The following is a 14,727-nucleotide window of genomic DNA, read 5'->3' as shown; positions in this document are numbered from 1 at the left end:
TGAGTTCCCTAAAGGGCCGTCGAAGACTACGACGTTGATAGGTTGGGTGTGTAAGCGCTGTGAGGCGTTGAGCTAACCAATACTAATTGCCCGTGAGGCTTGACCATATAACACCCAAGCAATTTGCGCCCTTGAACACAAGAGCATGCAAGTTGCGGTGTGTGAAGACGATACAAACCGAAAGTTTGCGGTTCACAAAACACCACATCTATTACATACCCATTCGCTGGAGCGTAAACCGAAAGGTAAACGACCTGGCTACCGAATTTCTTGACGACCATAGAGCATTGGAACCACCTGATCCCATCCCGAACTCAGTAGTGAAACGATGCATCGCCGATGGTAGTGTGGGGTTTCCCCATGTGAGAGTAGGTCATCGTCAAGATTAAATTCCAAACCCCCTGTCTGCTCACGCAGACAGGGGGTTTGTTTTTGCGCCGAGAAAAGTTTTGGCGCAACCTGTGCTCACTTTTTCGCTGCCCCATGCGTTTTTCAGAGCAAAAAAAACCACCTCGCAAGGTGGTTTTTTCGAGCCTGTGACTCAGTCGCCGTAGTAAATACAGCCACTGGTGCAGGTTTCATGAATGCGTATTGCCGACAGCTCTGGCAGCAAGGGTTTGAGCTGTTGCCAGATCCACTTGGCCAGAACTTCGCTGGTCGGGTTTTCCAGGCCAGGGATGTCGTTGAGGTAGTTGTGATCTAGCAGCTCATAAAGCGGTTTGAAAATCGCTTTGATTTCAGAAAAATCACGGATCCAGCCAGTTGCCGGGTCAATGTCGCCGCTTAGATGGATAGCAACCTTGAAGGAGTGACCGTGCAACCGTCCGCATTTATGGCCTTCAGGAACGTAAGGCAGGCGGTGCGCAGATTCGAAGGTAAACTCTTTGAAAATTTCCACAATAGTTATAGCTCTGAAGAGGTGACTATCGCCTGAGCGATAAATACAGGGCAGCAGTTTAACAGTTAACGCCCGCAGCAGGTGCATACCTCCAGCCATGCGGTATCAGGGCGGCCGATTCAGTTTCAATTAAGCTCGTGGCGTTATGCTTCGACCTTTTAATATCGTAAGAATGACGCTAAGGGAGGCCCTGGAGGTCAGTGATGACAGTGAACCTGCGAGTTGGCGGACTTGTCGTACTTGTGCTCTGTGCTTTCTGCTCCTTGGCCATTGCACGTGACCTGGGGCAAGACGAGGCATTGCGTTTGCGTGAGCAAGGGCTTATTCAGCCCCTGGAGCAACTGCTGCAAAAAGCTCTGGAGCGGCACCCGGGCGCAAAGTTGCTGGAGGTAGAGCTGGAGGAGGATGACGATATTTATGTTTACGAGGTTGAACTGCTTACCACCAGTGGCGTAGTGCGCGAGATCAAGCTGAACGCCAGTAATGGTCAATTGCTCAAAGACGAGGTAGATGATTAATGCGGTTGCTGCTGGTTGAAGATCACGTCCCCTTGGCTGATGAGCTGATGGCCGGTTTGGCCCGTTTGGGCTATGCCGTTGATTGGTTGGCTGATGGCCGTGATGCTCTTTATCAGGGGCAGAGCGAACCCTATGACCTGATTATCCTTGATCTGGGCTTGCCCGGGATGTCCGGTATCGATGTTCTCAAGCAGTGGCGTGCCAAAGGCCTGGCCACACCTGTGCTTATTCTGACTGCCCGGAGTTCATGGTCCGAGCGCATCGACGGGCTAAAGGCCGGTGCTGATGATTACGTGACCAAGCCCTTTCATCCTGAAGAACTGCAGTTACGGGTACAAGCGTTGTTGCGCCGCTCCCACGGGCAACCGAATCAGCCTTTATTGAGTTCTGCCGGGCTGCAACTGGATGAAGCCCGTCAATGTGTTATCCATGACGGCACCGAGGTGCAGTTGACTGCCGCCGAGTTTCGGCTTTTGCGCTATTTCATGTTGCACCCGCAACAGATCCTCTCGAAAAGCCATCTGGCCGAGCATCTCTATGACGGTGAGACCGAGCGTGATTCCAATGTGCTTGAGGTTCATGTGAACCATCTGCGTCGTAAGCTTGGGCGTACAGTCATCGAAACCCGTCGTGGTCAGGGGTATATGTTCGGTACGGCCAGTCAGTGAAGTCCATGCAAAGGCGCTTGAGCCTGGGTTTGATCAGTGTGCTCTTGATTGCCGGTCTGGTAGTAGGCCAGGTCAGTCTGTGGTTGTTTGAAAATGGCCTTCAGCGTTATCTGGAGTCAGGCCTGCAAAACGACAGCGAGAACTTGCTGATTGCCTTGAGTCGTGGCCCCCAGGGCTTGCAACTGGATGAGCGGCGTTTGTCGCCGGCGTATCAGCGGCCATTTTCCGGGCACTATTTCAGTATTGAATTCGGGGAGACTCACTGGCGTTCACGCTCGCTGTGGGATGCTCAATTGCCGCGCCCCGACCGACCGGGCCTGAGTCGTGAACTACAGCCTGGCCCGGAAGGGCAGATGTTACTGGTCTTGCGCAGCGACTATCAGCGCCTTGGCCAGGCGATATCGATCACGGTGGCTCAGGACTACACGCCGATACGCGATAGCTTGCGTCAAGTTCAACGGATCGGTCTTGGTATGGGGGTCTTGGCCCTTATTGTGATTTTGCTACTGCAGCGCGTCACGGTTCGCCGTGCCCTGCGGCCGTTGGAAACAGCACGCCAGCAAATTTCTCAGCTTCAGTCGGGGCAGCGCTCTCAGCTGGATGCCCGGGTGCCCCTTGAGCTTGAGCCACTGGTCACGCAGATTAACCATTTGCTGGCTCATACCGAAGACACCCTTAAACGCTCGCGCAATGCGCTGGGCAACCTGGGGCATGCACTCAAAACTCCGTTGGCGGTGTTGATCAGCCTGGCCAACGATCCGCGGCTTGCGGCTTATCCGCAGATACAAAATACATTGTGTGAACAGTTGGAGCAGATACAGCAGCGCATGAGCCGTGAGCTTAACCGTGCGCGTCTTGCGGGCGATGCCTTGCCGGGTGCGCAATTCGATGCGGATGCAGAGTTGCCGGGGCTGCTGTCGACTCTCGGGATGATCCACGGCGAGCATCTGCAACTGACGCACAACGTTGCGCCGGGGTTGCTGTTGCCCTGGGATCGGGAAGACATGCTCGAATTGCTCGGCAATCTTCTGGATAACGCCTGCAAATGGGCGGACTCCCAAGTCGAACTGAGCATCAGCCAAACTGGCGACGGGTTTGTCATTGAAGTACAGGACGATGGCCCGGGCATTCCCGAGACTGAGCGTGATCAGGTGTTCAGTCGTGGTATGCGCCTTGACGAGCAAGCCAGTGGTCACGGCCTGGGGCTTGGCATCGTGCGGGATATTGTTGAAGCGTGGGGTGGCAAACTGCAGCTTGCAACGGCTGAGATAGGCGGGTTGCTGGTGAGCATCAAGCTACCGGCGCGTAAGCAAAAGGCGACGACGGCTTAAAGCCGTCATCGCCAAAGGGTCAGACGCGGAACTGATCCATCAGTTTTTGCTGCTGGTTGGCCAGTGAGTTAAGCGACTGGCTGACCCGTGCAGATTCATTGGCTTGCTCAGACAATGACTCGGTAACATCGCGAATGGTAGCAACGTTGTTGTTGATCTCTTCCGCCACGGCACTTTGTTCTTCTGCCGCACTGGCAATCTGCAAGTTCATGTCGGTAATCACGGTCACGGCATCGCCGATCTGTTGCAGGGCGGTCACGGCTTGACCCACCTGCTCGACACTGCCCTGGGCCTGGCGATGGCTGTTGCTCATGGAGCTCACCACTTCCTGGGTGCCGGCTTGCAGTTGTTCGATGACCTGGCGGGTTTCTTCAACCGATTCCTGGGTCCGGCGTGCCAGGTTGCGTACCTCGTCGGCCACCACGGCAAACCCGCGTCCGGCTTCGCCTGCTCGTGCCGCTTCGATCGCTGCGTTCAAGGCGAGGAGGTTGGTCTGTTCGGCGATTGCACGAATAACTTCCAGTACCGACCCGATTTTCTCGCTATCGGCAGCCAGCCCTTCAACCTGGGTCATGGCTACGCTCATGTCGGCGGCCAGATGATCGATGCTGGCGGTGGTGCGATCGATGATGGTCAAGCCCTGTCGTGTGGCCTGGTCGGCATCACGGGCGGCCTGGGCCGCTTGCGCTGCGCTGCGTGCCACATCCTGTGCGGTAGCGCTCATCTCATGGGAGGCAGTGGCTGCCTGGTCGACCTGACGGTATTGCTGCTCCATGCCTGCACTGGTCTGGGTGGCAATCGCCGCTGACTGATCGGCCGTACTGCGGGCATCCTGCACCGAGCGTTTGACCTCGGCTATGGTCGGTTGCAGTTTGTCGAGAAAGCGGTTGAACCAGCTGGCCAGTTGTCCCAATTCATCTTTTTTATCGTAGGCCAGGCGACGGGTCAGGTCTCCCTCTCCACTGGCAATATCTTCCAGCATATGGGCCACGCCGAGGATTGGCCGGGTCACGCTACGGGCCATCAGCCACACCAGCAAGAGCCCGATAATGGCCGCCAGTGAGCCCCAGGCCAGCTCGATCAAAGCTCCGGCTTTATTACGTTCGTCCAGTTCGGCCTGCAACGCCTGGGCCGGGCCGATCAGAACTTTCTCGGGTACGTCGAGCAACACGCCCCACGGCTTGCTGCCCGGAATCGGCAGGAAGGGTGTGAGCACCTTCAGGCGTTGCTGGCTGCGAATGCTTTGTACCTGATCACCGCTGGCCATCATTCGGATCAGGGCCGTGCCATCGTTGCTGTCGACCTGATCGAGGCGTTGGGCAAGTTTGCTGGCATCAGCACTGAAACCGGCCAGGATGCCTGCCGAACTGATGATGCCCACCCGGGTTTCCCCGTCGTACAGTCGCTGGCTGGCTTGCAGGCTGAGGGCTTGCAAGCTGTTGAGGTTGATATCCACCGACAGCGAAGCGATGACTTTACCGTCCACGATCAATGGGAAAACGATACTGGTCAGCAGTACGCTTTGCCCGTCGATTGTATAAAAGTAAGGCTCGATGATGCACGGTTTGCGTGTGGTGCGCGGGCAGGTAAACCATGCGTTGTTGGCCTGGCCGCTGGGCCCGGTGCTGGTATCGGCCATGTCTGATTCGGGCAGTGCCATCGAGGTCAGCTTGCCCGGCGTCGGTTGCGACCAGTACAGGGCAAAGCGGCCCTTGTCGTTACTGCCCAGTTCTTTTTGATGATCGAACAGCTGATCCTTGCCATCCAGTGCGTTGGCTTCGAAAACCAGCGAGAGCCCCAGCAAGTCCGGGTTGGCCTGCAGGGCGGCTTTGACCTGACGGGTCAGGTCTTCACGCAGGTCGAAGGCATCCAGAAAGCGTTTTTCCGATTGCTCACGCAAAAACAGGACTTGGCGGGCGAAGCCGTTGCCGTACTGGTAGGCGTCCATAAACTGGCGGCTGATTGCCAGTGCCTGGGCTTCACCCTGCGCTTCAATGCGTGCCTGTGCCGCCTCATTGAGCATCTGCGAGCTGGATGCCTCCACCAGATCGGCAGTGTGGTCCATGCGATAGAGCGAAAGCCCCACCAGCAGGGTAACAACACCCAGCAGGCTGAGCCCGGCGAGAAGGGTGATTTTCCATTGGATGGAAAGCTGTCTGAGCGACATGGAGACATCCTGACTAAAAGAGGCTTTGTCTGTTAGCGGCCGCAGGTGGTATTTCTTTATGCCAAACCCCGTTTTTTTAGTATGTGACCCTCCCTTTAAAAGTACGATTTGGCCCTGCAAATACTAGGGTTAAGGCCGATTGTGGACGATTGTGGGGCCGCTATCGGCATGCGCTTTGACATGACGCTGATGGTGCTGCAAAGTGTGCGCCCCCAAATACACCCACACTTCCAGATCCGGCGATTGGAACAGTCTTCTTTTGCCCGAAATTTTCCGCTTCACGGTGTTTTTATCGTGGTGCGCGCTATGAGGTTGTAATGATGAATGCAGTAATTGCCGCGGTCGGCATCATGCTGGTGCTCAGTCTGTCCCGTGTGCATGTGGTTATCGCACTGATTGTGGGTGCCCTTGTGGGCGGCCTGGTCGGCGGGCTGGGTATCGAGGCTACGCTCAATGCGTTTAATGGCGGCTTGGGTGGCGGTGCTCAGGTCGCTTTGTCCTATGCGATGCTGGGCGCTTTCGCAGTAGCCATTGCCAAGTCTGGCCTGGCCCATGCCATGGCCGATAAAGCACTGCGCATGGTCAACAAGCAGCAAGCCGTGGGTGGCAATCGGGTCAAATGGCTATTGATCGGCTTGCTGCTGGTGGTGGCTATTTCATCGCAGAATATTCTTCCTATTCATATCGCCTTTATCCCGCTCTTGGTTCCGCCGCTGTTGTATGTGCTGACCAAACTGAAAATCGATCGGCGCCTGATCGCCTGTGTCATGACCTTTGGTTTGATCACGCCCTACATGTTCTTGCCGGTGGGCTTTGGCAACATCTTCCTTAACCAGATACTGCTCGCCAACGTCAGCAAAAGTGGCGTGGATATCAGCGCTGTCAACGTGACCCACGCCATGGCAATCCCGGCTTTGGGCATGTTGTTCGGCTTGCTGGTGGCGGTATTTATCAGCTACCGCAAAAAGCGCGATTATGATCTGGGCAAGATCGAGCAGGTCGAGCAGGTGGCCATTAGTTATAACCCGCGCACATTGCTGGTGGCTGGGGTGGCCATTGCAGCGGCGTTTATCATTCAGCTGTGGCTGGGCTCCATGATCATTGGTGCGCTGGCAGGCTTTCTGATTTTCTCGGCCTCGGGGATCGTGCGCTGGCGTGAGACCGACGATCTGTTTACCGAAGGCATGAAAATGATGGCCATGATTGGTTTCATCATGATCGCCGCTTCGGGTTTCGCCGAAGTGCTCAAAGCCACGGGGGAGGTCAAGTCGCTGGTTGAAGCGTCTGCCGGCTGGATCAACCACAGCAAGGGAGTAGGTGCGCTGCTGATGTTGTTGGTGGGTTTGCTGGTGACCATGGGCATCGGCTCGTCCTTTTCAACGGTGCCGATCCTGGCGGCCATTTTTGTGCCGCTGTGTGTGCAACTGGGTTTCAGCCCCATGGCCATCGTGTGTATCGTCGGTACGGCGGGCGCTCTGGGCGATGCCGGTTCGCCAGCGTCGGACTCCACCCTGGGCCCGACTTCCGGTCTGAATATTGACGGTCAGCATCACCACATCTGGGACACCGTGGTGCCCACCTTCCTGCATTACAACTTGCCACTGCTGGCCTTTGGCTGGGTTGCGGCAATGGTCTTGTAAGGCACGGGTTTTACGGCAGTTCGATCCGGCCGATTTCTCCGGGAACGGTCGGCCAGTCGCCTGCCGCCCAGCGTGCTCTGGCCTTTTCGATAAGGGCCGGGTCGCTGGCGACGAAGTTCCAGTTCATGCGCCGCGGGCCATCCAGCGGTGCGCCGCCGATCAGCACCAGGTGGCAGTCGCTGTCGGCACTCAGGGTCATCTCTTCGCCTGCTTCCAGCAGCACAAGGCTGTGGGGCTCCAGTGCCTGGCCATCCAGTTGCACGTCACCCTCAAGCATATAAAGCGCGCGTTCCGGGTAGTCGGCCGGGATCAGCAAGGTGGTGGCCGTTTGCATATGCACGTCTGCGTAAAGGGTAGGCGAGAGCACCGGTACCGGCGAAGTCAGGCAAAAGCCTGTTCCGGCTATCAGGCGAATCCGTACCCCGAGGTTGTCGCTTACGGGCAGGCTGTCGGCGGGGTGATGACTGTAGTGGCTTGCACCTTGCTCGTGGGTTTTGGGTGATGCCAGCCACACCTGCAGGCCGTGCAAATGTGAACCCTGCTCCAGCAATGATGCCGGCGTGCGTTCGATATGGGCAATGGCTGCACCGGCGGTCATCCAGCTGACATCGCCGGGACCCACCAGTTGGTCAGATCCCAGGCTGTCCTTGTGCTGAATCTGGCCTTCAAACAGATAAGTCAGCGTAGACAGACCAATATGCGGGTGCTGTCGGATATTCATGCCGCTACCGGCAGGGTAATGGGTTAGCAGCATGTGGTCGAAAAATACGAATGGCCCGACGCTGCGGCATTTTGCCGAGGGCAGGGGGCGCAAAATCGGTTGGCCTTCTACGTCCTCGGCCCGAGGTCGGATCACTGTGAGTGCGCGCATGGTGCTGGCCCGGCAATGGATAAGCGCTGAGCATAACCCAGCGCTTATCCGGGCGGCAGGCCGTTACTGGCTGAAAGCGCCTTCAGACAGGTGGGTTTCGATGGTGACCTCGGCGGTGGTCATCAGTTTATGCACCGGGCACTTGTCGGCCACATTGTGCAGTTCCTCGCGCTGAGCGTCGGTCAGTACGCCCTTGAGGGTCAGTTTGACGTGCAGGGCATATTTGCCCTTCAGTTCTTCGCTGGCGTCGTGTTTGACTTCAACCGTGACTCCGGTGAGCGGGATCTCTTTTCTCTGTGCGTATAGCTTGAGCGTCAGCGCTTTGCAGGCGCCAAGGGCGGCATCGAAATAATCATGGGGGGTAGGGGCGCTGCCTTCGCCGCCCATTGTTTTGGGCAGATCGGTGAACACTTCGTAATCGTCGATCTTGATGCTGTGACGAAAACCTTCGTGTGACACGGTATTAACGGTAACAGTCATGGCAAACCTCAGCGTGGAGTGATTAAACGTCCTGATCTTTATAGAGCATGCTGGCGGCTGTACGTTCCCTCGGACAAAAAAATGCCCCGAACCAGTCGGGGCATTTTTTACTTCGCGAGCGGGTGGCTTATTTGCCAGCCCAGCGCTTGAGGACCAGAGTGGCGTTGGTGCCACCGAAGCCGAAGCTGTTGCTCATCACGTTGTTGAGCGTGACGTTCTCGCGGGTCTTGGTCAGGATCGGCATGTCGGCAACGACAGGATCGATCTCTTCGATGTTGGCCGAGCCAGCGATGAAATTGCCTTCCATCATCAGCAGGCAGTAGATCGCTTCATGAACGCCTGCGGCGCCCAGGGAGTGACCCGACAGGCTTTTGGTCGAGCTGATGGCCGGGGCCTTGTCGCCGAATACCGCGCGCACACCTTCCATTTCCTTGGCGTCGCCTACCGGAGTAGAGGTGCCGTGGGTGTTGAGGTAGTCGATCGGGCCGTCAACGGTGGCCATTGCCATCTGCATGCAGCGGATGGCGCCTTCACCGCTTGGGGCAACCATGTCGTAGCCGTCGGATGTTGCGCCGTAGCCGACGATTTCAGCGTAGATCTTGGCGCCACGGGCCAGGGCGTGTTCCAGTTCTTCAACAACAACCATGCCGCCGCCACCGGCGATGACGAAGCCGTCGCGGTTTTTGTCGTAGGCACGGGACGCTTTTTCAGGCGTGTCGTTGTACTGGGTGGACAGGGCGCCCATGGCGTCGAACAGGAACGACTGGCTCCAATGTTCTTCTTCGCCGCCGCCGGCAAATACGATGTCCTGCTTGCCCAGCTGGATCTGCTCGACTGCAGTGCCGATGCAATGGGCGCTGGTGGCGCAGGCAGAGGAGATCGAGTAGTTCACGCCCTTGATTTTGAAGGGGGTGGCCAGGCAGGCGGAAACGGTGCTGCCCATGGTCCGCGTAACGCGGTACGGGCCAACACGCTTGACGCCTTTTTCACGCAGGATGTCGAGTGCTTCCATCTGATTCAGGGTCGACGCGCCGCCGGAGCCGGCGATCAGGCCGGTACGCGGGTTGGAGACTTGCTCCTCGGTCAGGCCCGAATCAGTGATGGCGTCTTTCATGGCCAGGTAGGCGTAAGCCGCTGCGTGGCCGACGAAGCGATAGATCTTGCGATCGATCAGCTCTTCGAGAGGCAGGTCAATGGAGCCGGAAACCTGGCTACGCAGACCCATTTCGGCATATTCCGGGTTGAATCGGATGCCAGGGCGACTTGCACGCAGGTTAGCGGAGACGGTCTCTTTGTCATTGCCCAGGCACGAAACGATGCCCAGACCAGTGATAACGACGCGGCGCATGCGGATAACCCTTAAAAGTTGTCAGTGGAAGTAAATACGCCGACCCGAAGGCCTTCGGCAGTATAAATCTCGCGACCGTCGACAGTTACCGAACCATCGGCAATGGCCAGGTTCAGCTTGCCCTTGAGGACGCGCTTGATTTGAATGTTGTAGGTGACTTTCTTGGCGGTCGGCAAGACCTGGCCAAAGAACTTCACTTCGCCCGAACCCAGGGCACGACCGCGGCCCGGCAGGCCCTGCCAGCCCAGGTAGAAGCCGACCAGCTGCCACATGGCATCAAGGCCCAGGCAGCCCGGCATCACCGGATCGCCTTCGAAATGGCAGGCGAAGAACCACAGGTCCGGGGTGATATCCAGCTCGGCGACCAATTCACCTTTGCCGTACTTGCCACCCTCTTCGCTGATATGGGTGATGCGATCTACCATCAGCATGTTAGGGGCGGGCAGTTGCGCGTTACCCGGGCCGAACAGTTCGCCGCGGCTACAGCGCAGCAGATCTTCCCGAGTAAAGGCGTTTTGTTTGGTCATGCGAGCTCCTCAATAATCCCATGCGGCGGGTGGGGCAAATCTTCCCGACCAACTGAAACACAGGTGTTTCAGTTCGCCAGCCTACACATAGACTATTGCGTTGTAGTGAAAGTCACAGCGCAAAGGACAAGAATGTACACTTGTGCACTGAAAATTTAAATCGGGCCGGTTCAGTGGCCCATTCGGGTGCCTAAGACTGCCGCACTTTTGTCTTTTACGCCAGTCGCAGGTGGCCTTTTAGCCATAAGTTACTGGACCCAGCGCTGCAGAATTTGTTCCAGGTCAGCGCGTTTGAACGGCTTTGCCAGGTAATCGTTCATTCCGGCCTGCAGGCAGGTCTCCCGGTCGCCCTGCAGGGCATTGGCGGTCAGGGCGATGATGGGCAGGGCCCGGCAACCGGGCAACTGGCGGATTTGCCGGGTGGCTTCATAGCCGTTGATGATCGGCAGCCGGCAGTCCATCAAGATCGCGGCGAAGCGCTCGCTGTTGGCAAAGTGAATGGCCTGTGCACCGTCACTGACCATAGTCACTTCATACCCCAGGCTGCTTAGCATGGCCTCAATGACGGTCTGGTTAACCTGGTTGTCTTCCACCAGCAGCACTTTGCGCCCGGGTGCACAGATGGCCCCAGGCTCCAGCAACGGTCTCTGGCTGAGCGTGACGGGTTGATGCAGTTGCAGCGGGATTTCGAGGGTGAACACCGAGCCTTGGGCCTCTTCGCTCATGGCGTGCAGCGTGCCGCCCATTCGCTCCGCCAGTGTGCGGGCGATGGGCAGGCCCAGCCCGGTGCCACCATAACGTCGGGAAATAGAGCTGTCGGCCTGCTGGAAGGCGGTGAACATGGCGTCCAGTTTTTCGCTGTTGATCCCGATACCGCTGTCACGTACGGCGCAGGTAAACCAGATCAGTTCGTGATCCAGTTGTTGCCAGAGCGGTTCGATAATGACCTGACCCCGTTCAGTGAACTTCAGGGCATTACCGATCAGGTTGACCAGGATTTGCCGGATCCGGGTCGGATCGCCCAGTACAGGCAAGTCCTGCAGCCCTTCAGGAATGTTCAGTTGCAAGTGCAGGCCACGTTGCACGGCGTTGTGCTGGAATGCCTGGGCGCAGTTGCTGACCATTTCGGCGAGGTTGAAGGGGATACGCTCCAGCTCCAGCGCTGAGCGTTCGATTCGGGAGAAATCGAGGATATCGTTGATGACCTTGAGCAAGTGCTCGGTGGATTCCGATGCCAGGGCGGCATATTCGGCCTGCTCTTCGGTCATCTGCGTGGTTTCCAGCAGTTGCAGCATGCCCAGTACGCCGTTCATGGGGGTGCGCAGTTCGTGACTCATCATGGCCAGGAAGTCGGTTTTCGCACGGTTGGCACGCTCGGCTTCTTCACGTGTCTGGATCAATTGCGCAATGGCAGATTGTTGCTCGCGGCTGGCTTGCTCAAGGCCTGTGGCCAGGTTATTGATGTGTTGGGCCAATGTGCCCAGCTCGCCGTCGTCGACCACGGGCAAGGGGGTTTTATAGTCGCCGTACTGGATGGCCTTGACCGCCTTGCTCATGTCACTGATGGGCCTGGACAGGTTGGACGCCAGGCGCTTGGCCAGCAGATAAGTGAAGCCCAGGGCAAACAAGGCAAGAATCACGGCCTTGAGCAGGATTTCCTGCTGGCGCGTGCTGAACGCTTCGCCGGACATGCCGACCAGTACCCGGCCCAGATAATCTTCTGTCAGGTCCGCAGCCTGTCGATTGCCGAGCAGTAAATAACCGCCGGAGGGGCTCTTCTGCACTCTGACCGGCGCCTGAAACACTTCAACCTGCGAGCTCTTGTCAGCATTGGGCGCGGGATGCTCGGCGTGGGCCAGTATGTCGTTGGCCCGGTTCTGTACCTGCACGAATTGAACATGGGGAATGTTCAGCGAGGCGTTGATCAGGGTTTCCAGCACATCGTTGTTCCCCGACATGATCCCGTACTCGGTGGCGGGTGCCAGCTGGTTGGCGATCAATTGGCCGGTGTGCTTGAGTTCCTGGCGCAAATCCTGGATTCGTACGAAGGTAAAAAAGCTGATCAGCAACAGCGTCAATAGCAGGGCCGGGCCCAGACTCATCATCTGCGTGCGGGTGTGGATGTCCCACCGGCTGCGAGTCATCATGGGAACGCGGCTCCGTCGGTCAGTCGCCAGTGCGTCAGTCCATTTCCACTGTCCATTGTCATCCTTGACCTGCGCGTGTTCATTTTGAAGTGCAGCAATGCTGCCTCTGGGTGTGAGTACCGGAACCGCATGGTAACCGAGGTCCTGTTCTTTTTCAGTCATGGCCATCTATATGCTGTGGGGCTGGTCGCGGGGGATGTGCTCCGTATAATGCCGTCATTGCCACTGCTAGATGGATAACGGGATTGCATATGACTGAACAGCACGCTATTGCGGTCTTGGGAGGCGGAAGCTTTGGCACCGCCGTGGCCAACTTGCTGGCAGAAAACGGTCATCGAGTGCATCAGTGGATGCGCGACCCCGAGCAAGCCGAGGCCATTCGCCTCAACCGTGAAAACCCTCGTTACCTTAAAGGTATCAAGATTCATCCCGGGGTCGAGCCGGTCACTGACTTGCAGGCCACACTCGATGCCTGCCAGTTGTGCTTCGTGGCTTTGCCGTCCAGCGCCTTGCGCAGTGTGCTGGCGGAGCATGCCGGGCGCCTGAGCGGCAAGATGCTGGTCAGCCTGACCAAGGGGATTGAAGCCCACAGCTTCAAGCTGATGAGCGAGATCCTTGAAGAAATCGCCCCGCAGGCACGCATCGGTGTGCTGTCCGGGCCCAACCTCGCCCGCGAGGTGGCCGAACATGCGCTGACTGCCACCGTGGTCGCCAGCGCCGATGAAGAACTCTGCACCCGCGTGCAGGCTGCACTGCATGGCCGCACGTTCCGTGTCTACGCCAGTGCCGACCGCTTTGGCGTGGAGCTGGGCGGGGCCCTGAAAAACGTTTACGCGATCATCGCCGGCATGGCCGTGGCGCTGGGTATGGGCGAGAACACCAAAAGCATGCTGATTACCCGTGCCTTGGCAGAAATGACTCGCTTCGCCGTCAGCCAGGGTGCCAACCCCATGACCTTTCTCGGGCTGGCAGGAGTAGGCGACTTGATCGTTACCTGCTCATCGCCTAAAAGCCGCAACTATCAGGTCGGCTTTGCCCTGGGGCAGGGGCTGAGCCTTGAAGATGCCGTTACCCGCCTGGGTGAAGTGGCCGAAGGCGTGAATACCCTCAAGGTACTCAAGGCCAAGGCGCAGGAACTGAACGTTTACATGCCATTGGTTGCCGGGTTGCACGCAATCCTGTTCGAGGGCTACACCCTGGAGCAGGTGATCGGGCAATTGATGCGTGGCGAGCCCAAGACCGATGTCGACTTTATCTCCACCAGCGGTTTTAACTGAGCACCACAGGAGCAGCACATGAACGACACTAAAAACGCACCCAAGTACGAGTCGCTTGTTTTGCGCGTGCTGTGGATGCTGGTTTTCCTGCTGGTCTGGCAGGTGGCACAACTGGTTCTTGGCGGGCTGGTGCTGGTGCAGTTGATTTACCGTGTGGTCTACGGTGCGCCCAATGGCGGCTTGATGAACTTTGGTGACAGCCTGAGCCTTTACCTGGCGCAGATCGGTCGTTTCGGCAGTTTTCACACCGAACAAAAACCCTGGCCGTTCGCCGACTGGCCAGTGCCGCGGGCACCTGAAGGCGAAGCGCCCTACACGCCAGGCGCCAATGGTGAAGGGACCAAGCCATGAAAGTCTGGATTCTGCGTCATGGCGAAGCCGAGCCCCATGCCCGCCGTGATGCCGAGCGTGAGCTGACCCCCCACGGGCGTGAGCAGGTGCTGGGCAGCGCCGCTCATTTGATTGGCCAGCCGCTGGACTGCATTCTGGTCAGTCCTTATGTGCGCGCCCAGCAAACCGCCGCGTTGGTTTGCCAGGCCCTGGGCTTTTCATCGCCACCCGTCACCGTGCCCTGGCTGACGCCCGAAAGTGAACCCAAGTATGCGCTCGGCAAACTGCCGGACAGCGGCAATGTGCTGTTGGTCAGTCATCAGCCGTTTGTAGGTGAATTGATCAGCCTGATGCTGCACGGGCACATGCGGCAACCGCAGCCCATGCACACGGCCAGCCTGGTGGAGCTTGAAGGTGAGTGGCCGCTGGCGGGCAGCATGACATTGCTCAGCGCATATCACCCCTGAGCATTGCAGCGGTTGCACAGTACGGTCGTAGTGCAAGATAGTTGGGGGCGGGTTAATG

Annotated in this window: 14 protein-coding genes and 2 rRNA genes; 9 read left to right on the top strand and 7 right to left on the bottom strand. The window is 57.8% G+C overall.

Translation table 11 applies throughout. The features are described 5' to 3' along the window. Both PPTH39_RS23290 and rrf read left to right on the top strand, forming a co-directional pair. Positions 1-107 (top strand): 23S ribosomal RNA (locus PPTH39_RS23290); the annotation flags it as partial. A gap of 162 nt (positions 108-269) precedes the next feature. Next, positions 270-385 (top strand): 5S ribosomal RNA (gene rrf, locus PPTH39_RS23285). A gap of 156 nt (positions 386-541) precedes the next feature. Here the strand turns inward: rrf and queD are convergent. Then, on the bottom strand, positions 542-898 hold the full coding sequence (gene queD / locus PPTH39_RS23280; protein WP_019410510.1) for a 6-carboxytetrahydropterin synthase QueD: 357 nt from the start codon (positions 896-898) through the stop codon (positions 542-544). A 203-nt stretch (positions 899-1,101) separates the two neighbouring features. Between queD and PPTH39_RS23275 the strand changes: the two genes are divergently transcribed. The 3 genes from PPTH39_RS23275 to PPTH39_RS23265 are packed head-to-tail and all read left to right on the top strand — an operon-like array spanning position 1,102 to position 3,415. After that, complete coding sequence (locus tag PPTH39_RS23275; RefSeq protein ID WP_095002706.1) at positions 1,102-1,416, top strand: PepSY domain-containing protein; 315 nt, start codon at positions 1,102-1,104, stop codon at positions 1,414-1,416. After that, positions 1,416-2,084 (top strand): response regulator transcription factor, encoded by a 669-nt coding sequence (locus PPTH39_RS23270; protein WP_095002705.1) that lies wholly within the window; start codon positions 1,416-1,418, stop codon positions 2,082-2,084. Before PPTH39_RS23275 ends, PPTH39_RS23270 begins: the two co-directional genes overlap by 1 nt. Next, positions 2,081-3,415: an ATP-binding protein gene (locus tag PPTH39_RS23265; protein WP_130872534.1), complete on the top strand. Its 1,335-nt coding sequence runs from the start codon at positions 2,081-2,083 to the stop codon at positions 3,413-3,415. Before PPTH39_RS23270 ends, PPTH39_RS23265 begins: the two co-directional genes overlap by 4 nt. 19 nt (positions 3,416-3,434) lie before the next feature. Here PPTH39_RS23265 and PPTH39_RS23955 read toward each other — a convergent pair whose 3' ends face one another. Further along, on the bottom strand, positions 3,435-5,582 hold the full coding sequence (locus PPTH39_RS23955) for a methyl-accepting chemotaxis protein (protein WP_095002703.1): 2,148 nt from the start codon (positions 5,580-5,582) through the stop codon (positions 3,435-3,437). A gap of 320 nt (positions 5,583-5,902) precedes the next feature. Here PPTH39_RS23955 and PPTH39_RS23255 point away from each other — a divergent pair, with 320 nt between their 5' ends. Then, the gene (locus PPTH39_RS23255) at positions 5,903-7,222 is read left to right on the top strand and encodes a Na+/H+ antiporter family protein (RefSeq protein ID WP_095002716.1); all 1,320 of its coding nucleotides are present in this window, start codon (positions 5,903-5,905) and stop codon (positions 7,220-7,222) included. A gap of 10 nt (positions 7,223-7,232) precedes the next feature. Here PPTH39_RS23255 and PPTH39_RS23250 read toward each other — a convergent pair whose 3' ends face one another. From PPTH39_RS23250 to PPTH39_RS23230, 5 genes are all read right to left on the bottom strand, one after another. Next, positions 7,233-8,093: a pirin family protein gene (locus tag PPTH39_RS23250; protein ID WP_095021291.1), complete on the bottom strand. Its 861-nt coding sequence runs from the start codon at positions 8,091-8,093 to the stop codon at positions 7,233-7,235. Positions 8,094-8,156: 63 nt separating this feature from the next. Next, a complete protein-coding gene (locus tag PPTH39_RS23245; protein ID WP_095002701.1) occupies positions 8,157-8,573 on the bottom strand; it encodes an OsmC family protein in 417 nt (138 codons plus the stop codon). Positions 8,574-8,700: 127 nt separating this feature from the next. Further along, positions 8,701-9,921 (bottom strand): beta-ketoacyl-ACP synthase I, encoded by a 1,221-nt coding sequence (gene fabB, locus PPTH39_RS23240; protein WP_095002700.1) that lies wholly within the window; start codon positions 9,919-9,921, stop codon positions 8,701-8,703. An 11-nt stretch (positions 9,922-9,932) separates the two neighbouring features. Further along, positions 9,933-10,448, bottom strand: a complete 516-nt coding sequence (gene fabA / locus PPTH39_RS23235) for a 3-hydroxyacyl-[acyl-carrier-protein] dehydratase FabA (RefSeq protein WP_003210552.1) — start codon at positions 10,446-10,448, stop codon at positions 9,933-9,935. A 248-nt stretch (positions 10,449-10,696) separates the two neighbouring features. Continuing rightward, positions 10,697-12,595: a response regulator gene (locus tag PPTH39_RS23230; protein ID WP_095002715.1), complete on the bottom strand. Its 1,899-nt coding sequence runs from the start codon at positions 12,593-12,595 to the stop codon at positions 10,697-10,699. A gap of 251 nt (positions 12,596-12,846) precedes the next feature. Between PPTH39_RS23230 and PPTH39_RS23225 the strand changes: the two genes are divergently transcribed. From PPTH39_RS23225 to sixA, 3 genes are read left to right on the top strand one after another with little or no spacing between them, the layout of a single operon-like run. Continuing rightward, the gene (locus tag PPTH39_RS23225) at positions 12,847-13,872 is read left to right on the top strand and encodes an NAD(P)H-dependent glycerol-3-phosphate dehydrogenase (protein WP_095002699.1); all 1,026 of its coding nucleotides are present in this window, start codon (positions 12,847-12,849) and stop codon (positions 13,870-13,872) included. A gap of 18 nt (positions 13,873-13,890) precedes the next feature. After that, positions 13,891-14,223 carry a DUF4389 domain-containing protein gene (locus tag PPTH39_RS23220; RefSeq protein WP_095002698.1) on the top strand — a complete coding sequence of 111 codons (333 nt, stop codon included), beginning with the start codon at positions 13,891-13,893 and terminating at the stop codon, positions 14,221-14,223. Then, positions 14,220-14,669, top strand: a complete 450-nt coding sequence (gene sixA, locus PPTH39_RS23215) for a phosphohistidine phosphatase SixA (protein WP_095002697.1) — start codon at positions 14,220-14,222, stop codon at positions 14,667-14,669. Before PPTH39_RS23220 ends, sixA begins: the two co-directional genes overlap by 4 nt. The last annotated feature ends 58 nt before the right edge of the window (positions 14,670-14,727 follow it).

Source organism: Pseudomonas bubulae, from assembly GCF_900618535.1.
In the GTDB taxonomy this organism is placed as follows: domain Bacteria; phylum Pseudomonadota; class Gammaproteobacteria; order Pseudomonadales; family Pseudomonadaceae; genus Aquipseudomonas; species Aquipseudomonas bubulae.
The sequence above is the reverse complement of the archived record's forward strand: the minus strand, read 5'-3'. Positions and strand labels throughout refer to the sequence as shown.

Bases quoted from the DNA above. Each gene is read 5' to 3' on its own strand.
- PPTH39_RS23275 (WP_095002706.1), top strand. From the start codon at position 1,102: ATGACAGTGAACCTGCGAGTTGGCGGACTTGTCGTACTTGTGCTCTGT.
- PPTH39_RS23270 (WP_095002705.1), top strand. From the start codon at position 1,416: ATGCGGTTGCTGCTGGTTGAAGATCACGTCCCCTTGGCTGATGAGCTG.
- PPTH39_RS23955 (WP_095002703.1), bottom strand. From the start codon at position 5,582: ATGTCGCTCAGACAGCTTTCCATCCAATGGAAAATCACCCTTCTCGCC.
- PPTH39_RS23255 (WP_095002716.1), top strand. From the start codon at position 5,903: ATGAATGCAGTAATTGCCGCGGTCGGCATCATGCTGGTGCTCAGTCTG.
- PPTH39_RS23250 (WP_095021291.1), bottom strand. From the start codon at position 8,093: ATGCGCGCACTCACAGTGATCCGACCTCGGGCCGAGGACGTAGAAGGC.
- PPTH39_RS23245 (WP_095002701.1), bottom strand. From the start codon at position 8,573: ATGACTGTTACCGTTAATACCGTGTCACACGAAGGTTTTCGTCACAGC.
- fabB (WP_095002700.1), bottom strand. From the start codon at position 9,921: ATGCGCCGCGTCGTTATCACTGGTCTGGGCATCGTTTCGTGCCTGGGC.
- fabA (WP_003210552.1), bottom strand. From the start codon at position 10,448: ATGACCAAACAAAACGCCTTTACTCGGGAAGATCTGCTGCGCTGTAGC.
- PPTH39_RS23230 (WP_095002715.1), bottom strand. From the start codon at position 12,595: ATGATGACTCGCAGCCGGTGGGACATCCACACCCGCACGCAGATGATG.
- PPTH39_RS23225 (WP_095002699.1), top strand. From the start codon at position 12,847: ATGACTGAACAGCACGCTATTGCGGTCTTGGGAGGCGGAAGCTTTGGC.
- PPTH39_RS23220 (WP_095002698.1), top strand. From the start codon at position 13,891: ATGAACGACACTAAAAACGCACCCAAGTACGAGTCGCTTGTTTTGCGC.
- sixA (WP_095002697.1), top strand. From the start codon at position 14,220: ATGAAAGTCTGGATTCTGCGTCATGGCGAAGCCGAGCCCCATGCCCGC.